Source organism: Micromonospora lupini str. Lupac 08 (assembly GCF_000297395.2).
GTDB lineage: Bacteria > Actinomycetota > Actinomycetes > Mycobacteriales > Micromonosporaceae > Micromonospora > Micromonospora lupini.
In genome coordinates, this window is record NZ_HF570108.1 from 722,400 (window position 1) to 739,973 (window position 17,574).

At 68.7% G+C, this 17,574-nt stretch carries 9 protein-coding genes; 6 read left to right on the plus strand and 3 right to left on the minus strand.

The genetic code is table 11. The features are described 5' to 3' along the window. The first annotated feature begins 428 nt into the window (after positions 1 to 428). Positions 429 to 809, plus strand: coding sequence for a hypothetical protein (locus MILUP08_RS33635; RefSeq protein WP_007455167.1), 381 nt, complete (start codon positions 429 to 431; stop codon positions 807 to 809). A gap of 118 nt (positions 810 to 927) precedes the next feature. Continuing rightward, the gene (locus MILUP08_RS04600) at positions 928 to 3,024 is read left to right on the plus strand and encodes a tetratricopeptide repeat protein (RefSeq protein WP_167626030.1); all 2,097 of its coding nucleotides are present in this window, start codon (positions 928 to 930) and stop codon (positions 3,022 to 3,024) included. A 338-nt stretch (positions 3,025 to 3,362) separates the two neighbouring features. Here MILUP08_RS04600 and MILUP08_RS04605 read toward each other — a convergent pair whose 3' ends face one another. Continuing rightward, positions 3,363 to 4,496 (minus strand): hypothetical protein, encoded by a 1,134-nt coding sequence (locus tag MILUP08_RS04605; protein WP_144056861.1) that lies wholly within the window; start codon positions 4,494 to 4,496, stop codon positions 3,363 to 3,365. 298 nt (positions 4,497 to 4,794) lie between these two features. On the opposite strand from MILUP08_RS04605, the gene MILUP08_RS04610 reads away from it, so the two are divergent. From MILUP08_RS04610 to MILUP08_RS04625, 4 genes are all read left to right on the plus strand, one after another. Then, the gene (locus tag MILUP08_RS04610; protein WP_007455172.1) at positions 4,795 to 7,689 is read left to right on the plus strand and encodes an AfsR/SARP family transcriptional regulator; all 2,895 of its coding nucleotides are present in this window, start codon (positions 4,795 to 4,797) and stop codon (positions 7,687 to 7,689) included. 119 nt (positions 7,690 to 7,808) lie between these two features. Further along, the gene (locus MILUP08_RS04615; protein WP_007455174.1) at positions 7,809 to 8,489 is read left to right on the plus strand and encodes an NAD(P)-dependent oxidoreductase; all 681 of its coding nucleotides are present in this window, start codon (positions 7,809 to 7,811) and stop codon (positions 8,487 to 8,489) included. Between the two features lie 4 nt (positions 8,490 to 8,493). After that, positions 8,494 to 9,345 (plus strand): sigma-70 family RNA polymerase sigma factor, encoded by an 852-nt coding sequence (locus MILUP08_RS04620; protein ID WP_007455176.1) that lies wholly within the window; start codon positions 8,494 to 8,496, stop codon positions 9,343 to 9,345. A 94-nt stretch (positions 9,346 to 9,439) separates the two neighbouring features. Then, on the plus strand, positions 9,440 to 11,404 hold the full coding sequence (locus MILUP08_RS04625) for a serine hydrolase domain-containing protein (protein WP_007455178.1): 1,965 nt from the start codon (positions 9,440 to 9,442) through the stop codon (positions 11,402 to 11,404). Between the two features lie 73 nt (positions 11,405 to 11,477). Here the strand turns inward: MILUP08_RS04625 and MILUP08_RS04630 are convergent, their stop codons facing one another. Continuing rightward, positions 11,478 to 14,336 carry a glycosyl hydrolase family 95 catalytic domain-containing protein gene (locus tag MILUP08_RS04630; protein ID WP_007455180.1) on the minus strand — a complete coding sequence of 953 codons (2,859 nt, stop codon included), beginning with the start codon at positions 14,334 to 14,336 and terminating at the stop codon, positions 11,478 to 11,480. A gap of 220 nt (positions 14,337 to 14,556) precedes the next feature. After that, positions 14,557 to 17,445 (minus strand): glycosyl hydrolase family 95 catalytic domain-containing protein, encoded by a 2,889-nt coding sequence (locus MILUP08_RS04635; protein ID WP_007455183.1) that lies wholly within the window; start codon positions 17,443 to 17,445, stop codon positions 14,557 to 14,559. Between the last annotated feature and the right edge of the window lie 129 nt (positions 17,446 to 17,574).

Here is a 17,574-nt window from a genome sequence, read left to right on the forward strand (position 1 = left end):
GATCGTCAGGCGACCCACTTCACCCAGAGTGACCACACGGTTGCGTCACTCAACCCTGCGGCGCAGGAACTGATCATCGTCAGTGCGGGCTCGGCGAGCGATGCCAGGGAGTGTGCGGGGAGTGCGGAGAGGAGGTCGACAGCGACCTGAAGGCCCCAGCTGAAGATCATGAGGAGGGAGGCTAGCGGGTGCCGATCTTGCGGGGAAAATATTCTCGCCTTGTGGACGTGTCCTTTATGTCGTATTCAGTATTACTTACAGAGAATTCTCCTTATTTAGATACTCATAAATGACTCGCAAGGATGAGGATGATTATGGCGATCTGAGTCGACTGCGGAAACCCATTGTCGGTTGACCTTTGGCGATAGGCTCGCCGGTAACGGCAATGCGAAGCGTCTATGTGAATCGTGGTTCGTGGGAGGCCGTACATGGAGGATCAGATCGTCCTGGCCGTCGCGACCGCGCTGGCTACCAAGGGTGCGGAGGTGCTCGGTGTCGGCGCCCGGAGTGCGATCGGTTCGTTGTTCAGTCTGGTCCGCAGCCGATTCGGAACGGGGACGCGAGAATCTGCGGCACTCGATGCCGCCATGGCCCACCCGCAGGAGCGTTGGCGGCATACTGCGCTCGCCTCGGCTCTGGCAGACGTGATGGCACGGGACCCGGACTTCAGCGCTGCCCTCGCCGACGAATGGCGCAGGCTGGCGGGGACGGGCGTCGTTGTTGATCAAGGCCAGGTGGTGAACCACTTCAGCGGAACGGCCGGGAAGGTCGTGCAGGCGCGCGACGTGCAGGGCGACATCACCTTCTAGGTCCGGCCGAGCCGGAGGTGCGGCGGGCGGGCGGGTTGGGGCGCGGCGATTGGGAACGAATTCCCGCGGAACCGAGCGAACGGTGCCGTCCGGTACATCGAACGAGCAGTCCGGGAACGTGTCCGGATTGAGCGTCCAGGCCGGAGTCATCCACGGCGGTGTGCATTTCGGTGGCGCTTCCGTCGATCGTTCTCCGATCCCCCGGCAGCTACCCGCACCCTCGCCGAACTTCACCAACAGAACGAGCGAGCTGTCCGCACTGGACGGATACCTCGCCGAGCGGGGGAACCTCGTCGCCGTTCTGCTCGGGCCGGGCGGCGTGGGAAAGTCGGCACTGGCGAGGCAGTGGGCGCACGGCCGGCTGGACCGTTTCGTGGACGGGCAACTCTATGCCGACCTACGGGGGTTCAGCGGCGCCGAGCCCCTGGATCCGGGCGTGGTGCTGTCCGCCTTCCTCCGGGCCCTGGGGGTGGCCCCGGACCGGATCCCCTTGCACCTGGCAGAACAGGTCACCCTCTATCGCACGATGACCGCGAACAGCTCCCTACTGGTGGTCCTCGACGATGCGTACTCGGCAGCTCAGGTCAGGACGCTGCTGCCGGCGTCGACGTCGGCGGTGGTCGTGGTGACCAGCCGTCGGCGGCTGACCGGTTTGCTGCCCGACGGTGCGTGCCTGGTCGAGGTGGGTCCGTTGCCGGCTCCGGAAGCGGTGGAGTTGTTGGAGCGAGCCGTCGGTCGGGAGCGGATTCTCAAGGAGTTCGCGTCGGCGGAGGAGTTGGCGGGAATCTGTGGCGGATTGCCCATCGCGCTCGTCGTGGCGGCGGCGCGGCTGGCTTCTCGTCCCAAGTTGACAGTTCGTCGGATGGTCGCCGAACTGGCCGACGAGGCGCAGCGGCTGACCCGGCTTTCGGTGGTGGACGGGTTGTCGATCAGGACGACGTTCCAGTTCTCGTACCAGAGCTTGACGGCGGAGGCGTCGGCGTTGTACCGGAAGCTGGCTCTGCACCCGGGGGCGGAGTTCGGGATGGATCTGATCACGGCGGTGGCCGGAGCGGGCAGGGCCGGTGGGGCCCAGGTGGGCACAGTGGTGGGGGAGTTGCTGGACGCGAACCTGCTGGAGGAGGTGGCCGAGGATCGCTTCCGCTACCACGACCTCCTCCGGCTGTACGCGCGTGAGATGTCCGAGCAGGATGACCCGCCCGACGGGCGGCTGGCGGCTGTGCGCACGATGCTGGAGTTCTACCTCGCCGCCGCCCGCCGGGCGGACCTCGTGGTGACTCCCTACCGGCGGCGGCTGCCGTACGTCTATCAAGATGCCTTGGACGGGCCACCCGAGTTCTCCGACCGGGCTGGTGCCCTCGGCTGGTTGGATCGGGAGCGGAGCAACCTGCTGGAAGCCGGCCGGGTCGCCTTCGATCTGGGCCTTCATGAGCTGGCCTGGCAGCTCAGTGACGTGACCTGGCCGCTCCTTCTCTATTTCAAGGGCTACCAAGAGCGACTGAAGGTCGACGAGCGTGGTGTGCGGGCCGCCCAGGCATGGGGAAACGTCTGGGCCGAGGCGGTCATGCTCAAACGACTGGGCCGGGCGTGCAGCCGCGTCGGCGCCCACGAGGCCGCCGAGCGGCATGGTCGGGCGGCGGTCGACCGGTATCGACAAGCGGGCGACATCCAGGGCGTCATCGACGCCGAGGAGGGGTTGGCCACCCTCTATGCCGATACCGGCCGCGAGGAACAGGCGGCGGAGGCGTACACCCGGGTCCTCGCCGGACGGCGGGCCCTGCCGAATGTCCGAAGCGTGGGCCTGTCCTGTCTCAACCTGGGCATGCTCCGGACCCGGACCGGCCGACCGGCAGAGGCGTTACCGCTGTTGGTGGAGGCCGGGCAGATCTTCGCCGAGCTGTCCGACGTCGACCCCTACAACGCCGCCCGGGTGTTGATCGGCCTCGCCGATGTGTACCTCGGCGTCGGCGACCTGGGCGCCGCCGAGGAGTCCGCCACTGAGGCGGTACGCCGGATGGCCGAACTCGGAGCCGACAGTGAACGGGCAGAGGCGGTGTTCCTGCTCGGTCGCATCGCCCGGCGGCGCGGCGACGACGAGGCCGCACGACAACACTATCGGGAGGCCGCCGCCGTCTTCGCCACACTCGCCGCGCCCCGGCTGCCCGACGTGCTCCGCCGGCTTGACGAGTTGGACGGCAGCGCGGACGAGCAATAGCACGTCTCCGCTGGTGCGCCGGTGATACAGGGTTCCGGCGACCCACCGGCTGTGGAGCAGTCGAGCGACAACGGTGAGCAGTCCGATCGTCACCGGGCCGGGTGCGGCCAACTGGCTGAGGCGAAGTGGCGGGTCGTCGTGTACCCCGACGGCGACGTCCCCCGACGAGGTGCCGACGACGGCGAGGGCCAGCCCGGGGTACGCCGTCAGCAGGTCGGCGCCGACCCTGACCGGGTCACCGCTGTCGACGACGGTCACGACGATGTCGGCCAACCGGGCCGAGCGGGGCGCCTGCCGGCAGGGCAACAGCGCCACGACGACGGGCTCAGCCGGCGAGGTCATGCCGGGCCTCCCCATCGGCGGGTGCGAGGCGCCGGCACGGGGGCCGTCTGTCGGTGCCGGCCGGGCTCGGTCAGCTGGAGCAGGCGGTACATCGTGCGCCGCAACAACACGCGGGCGTTCCCCGGACGGCTGGTCAGTGCGGCCATCACCGTCTGCTGGTCCACGCCCTTGGCCAGGGAGAGCTGGGGAGGAAGCGGCCGGCGTGGGTCCAAGCTATTGGCGCCGGCGGCCAGCAGGTGTTGAGGCGTGCCGGGGGCGGGCGCCGACCGTAGCTCGGGGAGCAGCAGGGTCGGGCGTCCGATGGCAGCGGCGTACGCGGTGACGGAGCCGTGGTCACCGATGACGTGGTCAGCGGCGACCACCAGGCTTCGCCAGTCCTCGGTCGGATCGGGCAGCAGCAGCCCGACGTCGACGCAGTCCCGGAGCCAGGCTCGGATCTGGCGGTGTCCGTGTGCGTCCCAGACCGCCGGGTGCAACAGCGCGGCGACCCGGTACCGGCCCGGCGGGAGCTGGGTCATCAACTGCGGAAGCAGGTCGGGCCAACGCCCGAAGACACCGTCCCGGCCCCAGGTGGAGGAGACCACGACGAGCTCCTGCCGCTCGCCCAGCCCCAGGCTGCGCCGGTAGTCGTGCCGCCAGGGAAGGCTGGCGACGAGCCGGTCGGCGCAGGGGTCACCGACGACCACGGCGGCCTCGACCGCCTCCGGACACTGCCGGCGCAGCACCTCCAACTCGTGTTCGTGGGAGAGGGCGAGGGCCGTCGGAAGTACCCGCCCGCCATGGGTCAGTCGCTGCGCGTCGAGGCCGTACACAGGCGGGTCCGCGAGCACCGGTCCGCCGTACGGCCCGGGTCGCACCCGTTTGCCGCGCCCTGCTCCGTGGGCCATCAGGAGCAGGGGTGCGTGCAGTTGGTGGAGTCCGCCGTAGGCGGCGGCGAGACCGAGGTCGAACCGTTCCCGGATGGCCTGGTGCCAGGGGAGGACAAGCGCGTCCAGCCGGTCGAGGAGCCGCTTCACCTGATGGTTGAAGACGTCCGGCGCCACCGTGAAGACCAGCTGCACCCTCGGGTCGCTCTCGACGTACTCGATCACGTCGAGGAGTCGCTGGCAGCTCGCGATGCTGTGTGCCACGACGAGCACCGTCCGGCAGCCTGTCCGGCTCGCCCAATGGTTGGCGTCGATGCCAACTGGCGTAGATGACCATTCCAGCGACGTCATTGGTGCCCCCTCCAGCATTGAATGTCGGCGGGATTCAGCGTCGAGGAGCGGGCTGCGGATCAGCTTGCCGGTCGCCTTGCAGTGGGCTTGCAATGGCCTGGGAAGTGGAATGTCTGATTTTTGATTCTACGGAGAAGGAAAGTTTGAAATGCCTGGTCGCTGGAAGAAGAATGAATAGGCAGGTGTCGATCAAGAGCGGGGGGCGGAGCTGATGGAGTTCACGATTCTGGGTCCCACGAAACTCACGGTCGAGGGGCGGTCGATCCCGCTGGGCGCGGCGAAGCAGCGCGGCCTACTCGCCGTCCTTCTCTACCACGCCGGCAATCCGGTGCGGATCGAGACGATCGTGGAATTTCTGTGGCAGGACTCGGTTGTCGATGCTCGCCGCCCGCTGCTCTACGCGCTGGCCAGTCGAGTGCGCGCCGTCCTGAGGGCGGTCGGTCTGCAGGATGCCCTGGTGCGGGTGCCCGGTACCGGCGCCTACCGCCTGACCGTCGATCCTGATCTGGTCGACTACCACCGTTTCCTGCGGTTGACCGCCGAGGCGCGGCAGGCGGTCGACCGAAATCAGCATGACCGGTGCGTCGCCCTGCTCACCCGAGCGGACGAACTGTGGCGGGGTGATCCTCTCGCAGACCTGCGTGGCGCGCGGGGCGAACACCTTCGACGGGATATGCGAGAAAGGCAATTCGGTGCAGCGAAAATGCTGGCGGAAAGCGAGTTGGCTACCGGCCAACACAACCGTGCGCTGGCCCGGCTGGAGCCGCTGCTGATCGAGAACCCGCTCGACGAGGGCCTGGCGAGGTTGTGGGTCACCGCTCTCCATGCGGCCGGTCGCACCTACGACGCGCGGGACTTCCTGGTCGCCTACCGCCGCCGCTACCGCCGTACGATGCGCACCGATCCGGTACTGGACATCGCGGATCTCCTGCCCGCCGCGTCCGCCAGGAACCACCTCGCCATCGTGGACGCGGCGGCACCGGTGCCCCGGCAGTTGCCGAACGACGTACCCGACTACACCGGACACCGTGGGCTGCTGGACGAGTTGGACGCCCTCGCCGCCGGCGAGGGCACCTCGAAGGTGGTGGTGCTGACCGGGATGCCCGGGGTGGGCAAGACGACCCTCGCCGGGCAGTGGGGGCATCGCCGGCAGGGGTGGTTCCCCGACGGGCAGCTCTACCTCAACGCGGAGGCGCACGGCCCGGTGCCGCCCGTTGGTGCGCAGGAAGCGCTGCACCGCTTCCTCGTCGCCCTGGGTGTCCCCGCGGATCGGGTGCCCGCCGATTCCCATCGGCGCGTCGAGCTGTACCACCGGCTGATGGATGGGCGGAGGATGCTCGTCGTGCTGGACAACGTCGTCGACTCCGACCAGGCGCAGCAGCTCTTGCCCCGCTCCGACACCAGCCTCACGGTGGTGATCAGTCGCAATCGACTCCGCGGGTTGAGTGTCCGGCACGGCATCCGCAGCCTCACCGTCGCACCCCTGTCACACCTCGAACGACATCAGATGCTCGGCCGCATCATCGGGCCAGAACGCACCGGCGCGGAGCCCGCAGCACTGGAGACGCTGGCCGCGCTGTCGGGCGGGCTGCCACTCGCGTTGCGGGTCATCGGCGAGCACGTGGTCTCCCGGCCCCAGGCACGGCTCGGCGATCTGGCCGACGAACTCGCCGGGCGGCTGCTCGACATCGAGGGCGACGACACCGACGAGATGACCCTGCGGATCGTCTTCGCCTGGTCGGTCAACGCTCTCGCCCCGATGCCCGCCCGGCTCTTCCTTCGCCTCGGCCTTTTTCCGGGCGGCACCATCGGGGCCGAGGCCGCAGCGGCGATGCTGGCGGTGGACGTGGCCGGGGCTGAGCGGGCCCTCGACCAACTCGCCCGCGCCCACCTGGTCAACCACGACACCGTCCGGCGGTATCGGATGCATGACCTGCTGCGCCGGTACGCCGCCGACCGGGCCCAGGCCGAGGAGCCTGCCGAGCAGCGGCGAGCCGCACTGCACCGGCTGTTGGACTGGTACCTGCTCACGGCCGTGAACGCCGTCACTGCCCTGGAGCCGGACCACGCCCCCGTCCCTGACCTGCCCGACGCGGGCGCGGTGACACCGATGACCTTCACCTCGGACGGCGCCGCCCTGCGATGGTGCGAGACGGAGCGGACCAACGTGCTCGCCCTGGTCCGCAGCGCGGCGGTAGAAGGTTTCCACCGGTATGCCTGGCAGACCGTCGACACGGTCCACGAGGTCTTCGACCGCTCCGGAAGCCAGGAGGACATGCGGGAGATGTTGCGCATCGCCCTCGACGCCGCGACTGCCGACGGTCACGACCCGGGCCGGGTGGGCACCCTCGTCAACCTTGGGGCCACCTACTTCACCACCCACGACTACGACCGCGCCGGCAACCTGTTCGCCGAGGCTCTGCGTCTCGCCGAGGAGAACGGCTTCGCCGAGCTGCAGACGGTCTGCCGACACAATCTCGCCTCCGTGCACCTGCGGACCGGTGCGATCGGTACGGCCATCGAGACCTTCCGGGCGGTCCTGACCGACTGTCGCGCGGCCGAGAACGCGACCGGTGAGGCGTACACGCTCTACCACCTCGCTGACGCCCACCGCCAGCTCGGACAGTACGACCAGGCCCGTCTTCTCTACCAGCAGGCCCTTGCCATCTGGGACCGCATCGGCTCTCTGCGCGGCCGAAGCCTCAACCGTGTTCGGCTCGCCGAGCTCAGCCTCGACACGGGCCAGCCCGAGATGGCCCTCGACCTCGGCCGCGCCGCTCTCGACCTGCACGACCGGGTCACCGACGACACGATCCGTTGCGACGCCCTCATCGTCGTGGCCGAGGCCCAACTCCGCCTGGGTCGGCACCGTGACGCGCTGGCCGAGGCCACCCTCGCCCGGGTGACCGGCGACGAGCTGGGCGACCCGATACGCCAGGCACGCGCCCTCGCCGTACTGGCGGAGGCCCTACGCGCGGTCGGCGACCACGACAACGCTCTCAGTCGGGGCCGGGAAGCCCTCGACCTGCTCGACGACACCGACGACCCGCAGCGACAGGCCATCCGGGAGCGGATCTCCGCGCACCGCATCCCCCAGGATCGGTGAACGGCGCTCAGGACGTGGCGGGCGTGTGGATCTGACGGAGACCTGGCCTGTGGTTTGTCACAAACCAACCGCGCGGATCGACGTTCCTTCCGAAGCCACCTCGGAAGGGAGCACACCGGATGCGTATCGTCGTTCTCGGCGCGAACGGGGGCACGGGCCGTCGCCTGGTACAGCAGGCGCTGGACGCCGGCCATGACGTGCGGGCGGTGACCCGGCAGCCGCGGTCGTTCCCGGTCCGAGGCCCCGGCCTGGAGGTCGTGGCCGCCGACGCCACGGTGGAGGCCCCGGTGAGTGGTGCCGCCGTGGTGCTGTCGACGCTCGGCACGCCGTTCACTCGGCGACCGGTGCGGCTCTACAGCCGCAGCACCGCGACGGTCCTGGCCGCGATGCGTCGCGAGGGTGTGCGGCGGCTCGTCGTTGTCAGTTCCAGCGGCACCGAGCCGCATCACCATGCCGAGGGCGGGTTCCTGCTCAACCGCATCATCCAGCCGTTGGTCACCGCCACGATCGCCAGGTCCACCTACGACGACATGCGCATCATGGAGAAGATGGTGCGCGACAGCGACCTCGACTGGACGATCGTGCGCCCGTCGGGGCTGTTCGACAGCGACAGCGTCACCCGCTACCGGCTCTCCGAGAGCCGCTCCGACGGTGTCTTCACCAGCCGAGCCGACCTGGCGGCCTGTCTGCTCGCGCAGGCCACCGACACCGCCTGGGTCAGGCGGACCGTGGCCGTCACCACCGCCGAGGGCACCCCGACGCTGTTGGCGATGCTGCGGCGGGAAGCGTTCGGGAACTAGGGAGATGGACGACCAGCAGTGGTTCGCCGAGCAGTTGGCGCAGCACCGCCCGCGTCTACGGGCCGTTGCCTATCGCCTGCTGGGCTCGCAGGCCGAGGTCGACGATGCGCTGCAGGAGGCGTGGCTGCGCACGACGCGCGCCGACCCGACCGCGATCACCAACCCCGCGGCGTGGCTGACCACGCTCGTCGGACGCGTGTGCATCGACATGCTGCGGGCCCGGCAAGCGCGCCGCGAGCAGTTCGGCGCAACCTGGGAGCCGCTGGTCAGTGAGTACGGGGATCCGGAGGCGGCCAGCCTGCACACCGACGCGGTCGGCATCGCGTTGCTCGTGGTTCTGGACAGCCTCGAGCCCGCCGAACGGCTCGCGGTCGTGCTGCACGACATGTTCGGCATGCCGTTCGCGCAGGTGGCCACCGTCGTGGGACGTACACCGGCGGCCACCAGGCAGCTTGCCAGCCGAGCCCGGCGGCGACTGCGCGAGAGCGCGCCGCAGCCCCGGGCCGGCCTGCCCGCCCAGCGACGTGTCGTCGACGCGTTCCTGGCCGCCGCCCGCGCCGGCGACTTCGACGCCCTGCTGACCCTGCTGGACCCCGACGTGGTGTTCCGCTCCGACCACGGACGCCGTGCACGGCTCGCACCGGCAGTGCTCACTGGCGCCCGTGCGGTGGCCACCCGCGCGGCCGACGCCGGACCCCGGTTCGCGCGCCTCTGCGCTCCCGCACTGGTCAATGGAGCCGCCGGGGTTGTCGCCCGCGACCGGCGCGGCAGGCCCGTCGCCGTGGTCGGCTTCACCGTCCACGACGAACGCATCGTCGCCATCGACATGATCCTCGACCCGGACAAGCTCCGGTGACCGCTCTCCGGCTCGGCTCGGTAGGGATAGCCCTACCCCTTAGACGAGCGCCAGCCTGATCGAGATCCGGCCGCCGTTTCGGAAGGCTCGGGGTATGCAACTGACCCGCCCGATGCGCATGCTGGTCGCCGGCGTCACCGCTGCGGCTCTGGCCCTCGCTCCTCTCGCGGCGGCCTCCGCGGCGCCCTTGACCCGGGATGACCTGGCGCGGGCAGCCGCAGTGGCGCAGGCGAGGGCGCCGGCCGCCGAGTTCGGCGGTATCGGACAGCTGGTGGATCAGGTTGTCTCGACCCAGTTGGCGCGTGACCGGATTCCTGGCGCTGCGGTCGTCGTCGTAGCCGGCGGAAAGCAGGTCTTCGCCAAGGGATACGGCATCTCGAACGTCCCGGCCCGAACGCCTGTCGATGCAGCCTCGACCGTGTTCTTCACCGGCTCGGTGGCCAAGATCTTCACGGCGACGGCTGCCGCGCAGCTGATCCGCCAGGACAAACTCGATCCCGGCGCCGACGTGAACACGTACCTCACGACCTTCAAGATTCGTGACACCTATCCTGGGCGTCCGGTCCGGGTGGCGGATCTGCTGACCCACACGGCGGGCTTCGACGACGGCCCGCGGGGGGTCGCCGTGGCTGACCCCGCAGCCGTGCCCGCCCTGGGCGAGTACCTCGCCGCGCACCAGCCCGACCGGGTCCGGCCGCCGGGAACCCTGGCGCAATATGACAACTACGGCGTCGCACTGGCCGGATATCTGGTTGAGGTCGTCTCCGGCCAGCCGTTCGCACAGTACGTCCAGGACCACGTCTTCGGGCCGCTGGGGATGAGCGCAACGACACTCGTTCAGCCGCATCCCGCCCCGATCCAGGCGCACAGGGCGGACGGCTACCGTCCCGTAGGCCGCGGTCAGGTTCGAGAAGACGGCCAGTACGGCGCCTGGTCACCGACCGGGGCGGGCACCGTGGCCACCGCGACCGATATGGGCACTTTCATGATCGCCCAGATGGGCGACGACCCACGGCTCGGCGCGGGCGTCGCCAAGTCGCTGCGGCAGCAGCACTTCACGATGGACCCACGTCTGCCAGGGATGGGCTGGGTGCTGCAGCAAGAGCCGCGCAATGGACAGCCGCTGCTGTTCAAGGACGGCGACGTCCCCGGCTTCCACGCCAACCTCGCGATGCTGCCCGAGCGGAAACTCGGGATCTACGTGGTCTACAACGGCGACGGGACGAACGGCGTCGCGAACTGGGACGGCAAGGACCTCATCCACCAGATCGTCGACCAGTACGTTCCGGACACGAGTCCAGCACGCAAGGCGGTGAGCGGGATCGACACGTCTGGTCTCGCGGGAAGCTATCGCGTCAACCGCACCAGCCACACCCAGGTGACGAAGGTGGTAGCGCTGCTCTCGACGGCCACCGTCGCCGTCGCCCCCGGCGGGTCGCTGACCACGAGCGGCCTGTCGTTGGATCCGAACGCGGGCGTCCAGCACTGGTACCCGATCGGTACCGGACTGTTCCAGGAGCAAGCCGGCCAGGCGCAGATCGCCTTCGACGGCAAGGGCAATCTGTTCACGACGGACGACCCGACGGTCGCGTACACGAAACTGGCCTGGTATTCGTCGCCGACCCTGCACCAGATCATGCTCGGGATCGGCGTGGTGGTCCTGCTGTTGGCGTTCTTCTGGTTCCCGATCCTGGCGCTGGTGCGACTGCGCAAGGGCAAGCCGGTGCACTCGCGCTGGGCGCGGGTCGCACGGGTCGCAGCCTGGCTCACTGGCCTACTCACAACGGTCTTCATCGGCTGGCTCGCCTTGATGGCGTCGGACCTGAACGCCCTCACTGAAACGGTCATCCTCGGGTCGGTGGCGCTGACGGCCCTGCTGTCCCTGAACGGACTCGCGGTGGCCACATCGGCAGTGATGATCGCCGGCACGGGAGCCGCGTGGACCAGGCGATGGTGGACCGTGAAGGGTCGAATGGCTTACACGATCACGACTGTCGCGGCCATCAGCTACCTGACGGTGGCCTTCACCTACAACCTCATCGGAATCCCGCTCGGGTGAGGGCCGGCTGGCCCTCACCCGAGCGCAGGTCAAACCTTGGGTGATCGGTAGCTGTGAGACAGCCCCGAAGCCCCTAGATTCGTTGGAGTTTGAATCGCTGGTTGGCACCGGTGCCGGGTGTCCACTGGGAGATGCGGGCACCGTCGGCGGTCGAAGACTGCCAAACGTCCATCGCCAGACCGCTTTGCCGGTTGATGAGTCTGACCACCCCGCCGCCCTGGTCGTCGATCCGCCATTGCTGGCTGGCGGCGTTTGGTGAGTCGGGTTGTTGGGTGATGTCAGCGCCGGTGCTGTTGCTGGCGACCTGCAGGAACAGGCCGCTGTGCCGCGCCCTGATCCGGAAGTGGCCCCCGTCGGCCGACAGAAAATCGAACTGCTGGTTCTGTCCGCTGCCGCTCTGCCACTGGATCAGCGTCGCGCCGGCGGCGGTGGACGCACCGTTGATGTCGGCGGCCTTACCGCTGTGCTGGGCAACGAGCCGGTAGTACGCACCAGCCTCGACCGGCCCCGAGCTGACCCCGGACGCGCGGTAGGTGTGGCCGGCCTGGCCGGTGAACTCCACGAGATCGGCCTCGATCCGCGTCGGCTGGACGGCGCTGCCGCTCGTCTCGTCGCGCAGCTCGAAGGTGCCGGCGAAGATCCGGTTGCGAACGCGGATGGGTCCGGCGCGGTCGGGAGTGATGACGAGCTCGATTCGGCTGCTGCTCCAAGCGGCGCCGACGGTGTATCCACCGCGGCCTCGGAGCCCGGTGACCTGCCCGGTTGGCCAGGCGGATGGTAGTGCGGGCAGGAGGTGTAGTTCGCCGGCGTGGCTCTGGAGCAGCATTTCGGCGATGCCGGAGGTGGCGCCGAAGTTGCCGTCGATCTGGAAGGGCGGGTGCAGGTCGAACATGTTCGGCGCGAGCCGGTCGGTGCGTACGAGGTCGCCGAGGAGCTTGTGGGCGCGGGTGCCGTCTTCCAGCCGAGCCCAATAGTTGATCTTCCACGCGAGTGACCAGCCGGTGCCGTCGTCGCCGCGCAGTTCCAGGGTCTGTCGCGCGGCCTGGTGCAGCTGTGGTGTGCCGCGTTTGGTGATCTGGTTGCTGGGGTGCAGCCCGTACAGGTGGGAGACGTGCCGGTGGGTCCGCTCGGTCTCCACCCAGTCGGCGAGCCATTCCTGGACGTTGCCGCGGGACCCGACCCGCGTCGGTGGCAGCCGGTCCCGGGCGGTCAGTACCTGGGCGCGGTAGGTGGCATCCACGTTGAGGACTTCGGAGGCCCGTGCGACGCCGTTGAACAGGTCACGCAGGATCTGGTTGTCCATCGTCGGCCCCGCGCACACGCTGGCGTTCGTGTGATGACGCAGCTCGGGCGAGTTCGACGGATTGGTGACGAGGTAGCCGAGCGTCGGGTGGCTGACCAGCGTGTCGAGGAAGAACTGGGCAGCGCCCTTCATGGCCGGGTAGTTGGCGCGCAGGAACTCGATGTCTCCGGTGAACTGGTAGTGGTCCCAGATCATCGTGGCCAGCCACGCGCCGCCGGTCTGCCACATTCCCCACAGGGCTTCGTCGACCACCGACGAGCCGCGCCACGCGTCGGTGTTGTGGTGGGTGACCCAACCCCCTGCGCCGTACTGCACCTGAGCGGTGCGGGCACCGGTCACCGTCAGATCTTTGATCATGTCGAAGACCGGCAGGTAGCACTCGGCCAGGTTGGTGGTGTCGGCCGGCCAGTAGTTCATCGGCAGGTTCGCGTTGATGGTGAACTTCGAATCCCAGGAGGGGGCCATCTGGTCATTCCAGATCCCCTGCAGGTTCGCCGGCTGACTGCCCGGCCGTGAGGAGGAGATCAGCAGGTAGCGACCGTACTGGAACAGCAGCGCGGAGAACTGCGGATCGTTGACGCTCGCGTGCTGTGCGATCCGCACGTCGGTGGTCTGGTCGGCCGCCGTCGTACGTCCCAGATCAATCGACACCCGGTTGAACAGCGCCTGATAGTCGGCCACGTGGCGGCCGCGCAACTGGTCGAAGCCGATGGCACGGGCCGCGTCGAGGTGCCGCCGCGCGATGCCCTGGTAGTCGCCGTTGACGGTCCGGTAGTTGACGTAACTGGAGCCGATCGACACCAGCAGGGTGACGCTTGTCGCGCCGGAGACCCGCAGCGTGCCACCGGAGCTGCTGACCGTACCGCCGCTCACGGAGGCATTGGCCAGAGCGAGGAACCGGACCTGCCCGGTGATGCCCTCCATGCTGCCGGAGACACCGTCGAGGCCGATCGTGGCGGCGTCCGGGCTGGACACGGTCGTCCGTTGCGGGCTGCTGAACGTGGCGGTGAACGTGATCGCGTTTGCCCGGTCGGCGGTCAACCGGATCACGATCACCTGGTCCGGTGCGCTGGCGAACATCTCACGCTGAAACCGCACCCCGTTGAGCACGTAGCTGGTGGTAGTGGTGGCCGTGGTCAGATCGAGGGTCCGCTGGTACTGCGACGCCCCGCTGGCACTGCCAAAAGCGAGCCGCAGGTCGCCGACCGGCTGGTAGGCCAACTGCCCGACCGGACTGCCCAGCATGGTCTGGTTGATCAGATCCTGCGCCTGCGTCCACTGGTCGGCGAAGACCCTTCGCCGAATTTCCGCCAGGTTGGCGGCTCCACGGGTGTTGGCCGAGTCGTACGGGCCACCGGCCCACACGGTGTCCTCGTTGAGCTGCAGCCGTTCGGTGTCGACGTTCCCGAACACCATCGCGCCCAACCGGCCGTTACCGATCGGCAGCGCCCGTAACCAATCGGTACCCGCCGACTCGTCGTACCACAACGCCATGTCGTTGGCTGCCAGCACCTGTGGGGGTGCAGTCGACCCGGCCCGCGCGGCTGCGGTCCAACCCGTCGGCAGCAGCATGACACCAGCCCCGGCCGCCCCGGCTCCGAGAAGTTTCCTTCGTGTCACTTCAGACATCGTGTCTCCTTCGTGTGGCCGAGCGACGCAGCGGCGGCCCCAGCCGCCCCGGTCGTGGCGACCGCAGGGGAGGAGGAGCGGAACGTTGACGAGGGCATCGCCTGAGTCGTTCGAGCGATGTCACGGCCGCAAATATTCATCAGACGTCACATGTTAACTATTAATATCAAAGAGGGTCAATGCGTTGCCACGGGGAAACATGTGGTGCTCCCGTTCCGCCTCAGACATCAAAGATCTGCCACTCCTGGCTGATCTCGCCGCTGACCGGCTGCTGGACCACCCGGGCGCCGTCGGCGGTGGAGCCGCCTTCGACCCCGACACACAGGCCATTGCTCACGTTGACGAACCGGTAGAAACCGCTGGTCGTCGCCGGGACGAGATTCCACCACTGGTTACGTCCGCCGTTGTCGGCCCATTGAACGAGTGCCGCGCCCTGGCCCGAGCCACCTGGACTGTCCAGGACCTTCCCGCTCTTGACACCGGACAGTCGGAATGAGCCGTCGCTGTTGGGCAGCAGCCGCCACTGCTGGTTGGTCGCGCCGGTCCACGGCCACTGGATGACAGTCGCCCCGTCCGTGGTGGAGCCGCCGTTGACGTCCAGCACCTTTGCGCTGCGCCGGTTGACAAGTCGAACGACGCCGCCGGCGGCGGCCGGCAGACCTACGACGACCTGTATCTGTTGCCCGGCCGTCAACGAGATCACCCGGGCATTCGGGCCGAGCGGCGACGAGGTGACAGTCGCGGACGTGGTGATGGATGCCATCCCGCGCCGGCTGATCAGGGTGATCGCCTGGGTGATCGTCGAGGTGAGTGCCACGGTTACCGAGCGGCCAGGAAGATCCCAGGTGAGGCTGTGGATGCGGACCTGATTGCGTCCGCGTACCCCGGTGATGGTGCCCTTGGCGAGCTGGCTGGGCACGGCGGGCAGCAGCTCGATGATGCCCGGCCTGGTGTAGACGAGCGCTTCGCTGAGCACAGCCGGCAGCGTGTTGGCGGCATCGGCGTTGTAGGTCTCCAGGTTCGGGTTGTGTGCTGTCATCAGCGACCGGAAGATCATGTTGTTTCCGATGATCTTCCGGAGGTTGCTGTAGACACCGGCGCCGTCCTTGAGTCGGGCGTAGGCGAGGGCTCGATGCAGGCTGCCGTGCGCGGAGGTGTTCTCGTCACCGCGCAGCGCCAGGGCCCTGAGCGCGGCGGTGACCAGACCGGGCGCCTCCTCGGGGTTGATCTCGTGCAGGGGCCACGCGCCGTACAGGTGATGGACGTGCCGATGGTTGTAGCGATCCGTGAGTCCCGGCCAGGACCATTCGGCGAGGGCGCCGCTGCCGTTGACCGTGTAGGGCGGGAGCTTCGCCAGCAGGGCGGTCCATCGTGCGACACCTTGACCGGCGCCCTGCTCGACACCGAGCGCGTTGGCGGCCTCGACAGCCGCCCGCAGGGCGTGTCTGCCGGCCTGGATGTCGCCGGTGGCGTTGATCGCCAGCAGGACGTTCGTGCTGGCCGGTGAGTTCTCCATCGAGAACGACGGCACGAACACCACACGGCCGGCCGAGTCGGTGCGGGTCAGGAAGTCCTCGTAGAACAGCGCCAGCTCCATCAGCGCCGGTCCCAGCTTCTCGGCCAGAAACGTCCGGTCCCCGGTGACCTGGTAATACTCCAGCAGCGGGTAGAGCAACCAGTCCGCGCCACCGGTCCAGCACTGGCCGGGGAAGCCGGGGTCGAAGTGCAGCATGTGCCCGTACTCGCCGTCGGTTCGCGACGGGGCCAGGAAGCCGCGGGCGCCGTACAGGTTGCGAGCGTTGGTGCGCCAGTGCGCGAGCTGGCCGAGGATCAGGTTGAAGTAGCCCTGCATGGCATCGGTGAGGTCGAGAATGTTGCCGCCGGCGACCTGGAGGTTGATGTTGGCATCGGTGGTGAAATCGTCGGCCCAGGCGCCGTTCCAGGTGCCGGCCCAGATTCCGGTCAAGCGCGGCGGCAGTACGCCGCTGGAGCTGATGAACAGGTAACGGCCGCTGTCGTAGAGGCGCTCCAGCAGGGCCAGATCGATGGTGTTGCGATTGGCGTTCTGCCGGGCGATCAGCGCGGTGGTCGACAGCTGCCGGTCGGCGGCGGAGACGTTCAGGTCCAGGCGGGAGCGGTCGAACATCGCCGAGTGCAGGGCGACGTGCCGGGTCCGCAGCTCGGCATAGTCGGCGCGTACCGCGGCCAGCGCCGCGTGCAATGGCCTGCTGTCCCAGGCAGTGGATGACTCGTACCTGTCGAGTTTGGTCAGCAGGAGAAGCCTGGTCGCCGCGGTGACGACGATTGTCGAGCCGTTCGCGGCTACCGTGCCGCCGGTGGCGACGACCCGGGTGACGCCCTCGAAGCCGAACGCGCCCTGCCCGGACGGGTAGGTGCCGCGCAGGTTCAGGTAACCGGAACCGTCGCTGACGCTGGCCAGGGTGGTGAAACGGACCGAGCCGGGGACGCCCGCGAGGGAGGTGTTGACGCTCAGCGTCGCGTCGATCGTTCGGCCGGATGCCGGGGTCAGTTCGTGTACGACGACATTGTCGGCTCGGGAGGCGAAGGCGCGGCGGGTCCAGGTGCCGTTGCTGTCGGTCCAGGTGGAGGTGACCTCGCCGGTCCGGAAGTCGGTGCTGCGGGCGTACCCGTTGGCGGTGGTCATGCCTGGCGTGCTGATCTGCAGCTCGAAGCCGGGGTGGTAGGTCTGGGTCCAGCGCAGGCTCCAGCCGGCCGCGAAGTCCGAGTTGGCTCCGGCGTAGTTCCCGGCCAGCGCCTTGTCCCGCACACCGGCCAGCCGCCCGGAGATTACCGGCGGGGTCACGCCCCGGCTGCCGTTGGGCAGCACGAAGCGGTGGTGATTGAAGATCACCTTCTCGAGGGTCGGTGTTCCGTACAGGACTGCGCCGTACTCGCCGTTGCCGGTGAGGAACCCGTCCGTCCAGGTTGTCGCAGCCGTCGCGTCGTAGATCCCGCGCTCGGGCAGCGCGACCTGAGGCGCGGCGGCGGCGGCCCGTCCGGCGCCCACGGCCGGGATCAGGGCCGTCGAGCCCGCCGTCAGCGCGGCGGTGGCGAGTAGGCGCCTACGGCTCACGGGCAGATCTGTCATCAGAAGGTCCTCTCGACACCGAGGCTGAAGGATTGTGGTCTACTCGGGCGCGGGAACCCCCGCGCCCGAGTAGGCCTTACGACGATCGTCAGGCCGTCATCGGCGGTCGGGCTTGTCGACCACCTCTGG

Excerpts from the sequence above, each read along its gene's own strand:
- MILUP08_RS33635 (WP_007455167.1), top strand. The coding sequence starts at position 429 with ATGGAGGATCAGATCGTCCTGGCCGTCGCGACCGCGCTGGCTACCAAG.
- MILUP08_RS04610 (WP_007455172.1), top strand. The coding sequence starts at position 4,795 with ATGGAGTTCACGATTCTGGGTCCCACGAAACTCACGGTCGAGGGGCGG.
- MILUP08_RS04615 (WP_007455174.1), top strand. The coding sequence starts at position 7,809 with ATGCGTATCGTCGTTCTCGGCGCGAACGGGGGCACGGGCCGTCGCCTG.
- MILUP08_RS04620 (WP_007455176.1), top strand. The coding sequence starts at position 8,494 with ATGGACGACCAGCAGTGGTTCGCCGAGCAGTTGGCGCAGCACCGCCCG.
- MILUP08_RS04625 (WP_007455178.1), top strand. The coding sequence starts at position 9,440 with ATGCAACTGACCCGCCCGATGCGCATGCTGGTCGCCGGCGTCACCGCT.
- MILUP08_RS04630 (WP_007455180.1), bottom strand. The coding sequence starts at position 14,336 with ATGTCTGAAGTGACACGAAGGAAACTTCTCGGAGCCGGGGCGGCCGGG.
- MILUP08_RS04635 (WP_007455183.1), bottom strand. The coding sequence starts at position 17,445 with ATGACAGATCTGCCCGTGAGCCGTAGGCGCCTACTCGCCACCGCCGCG.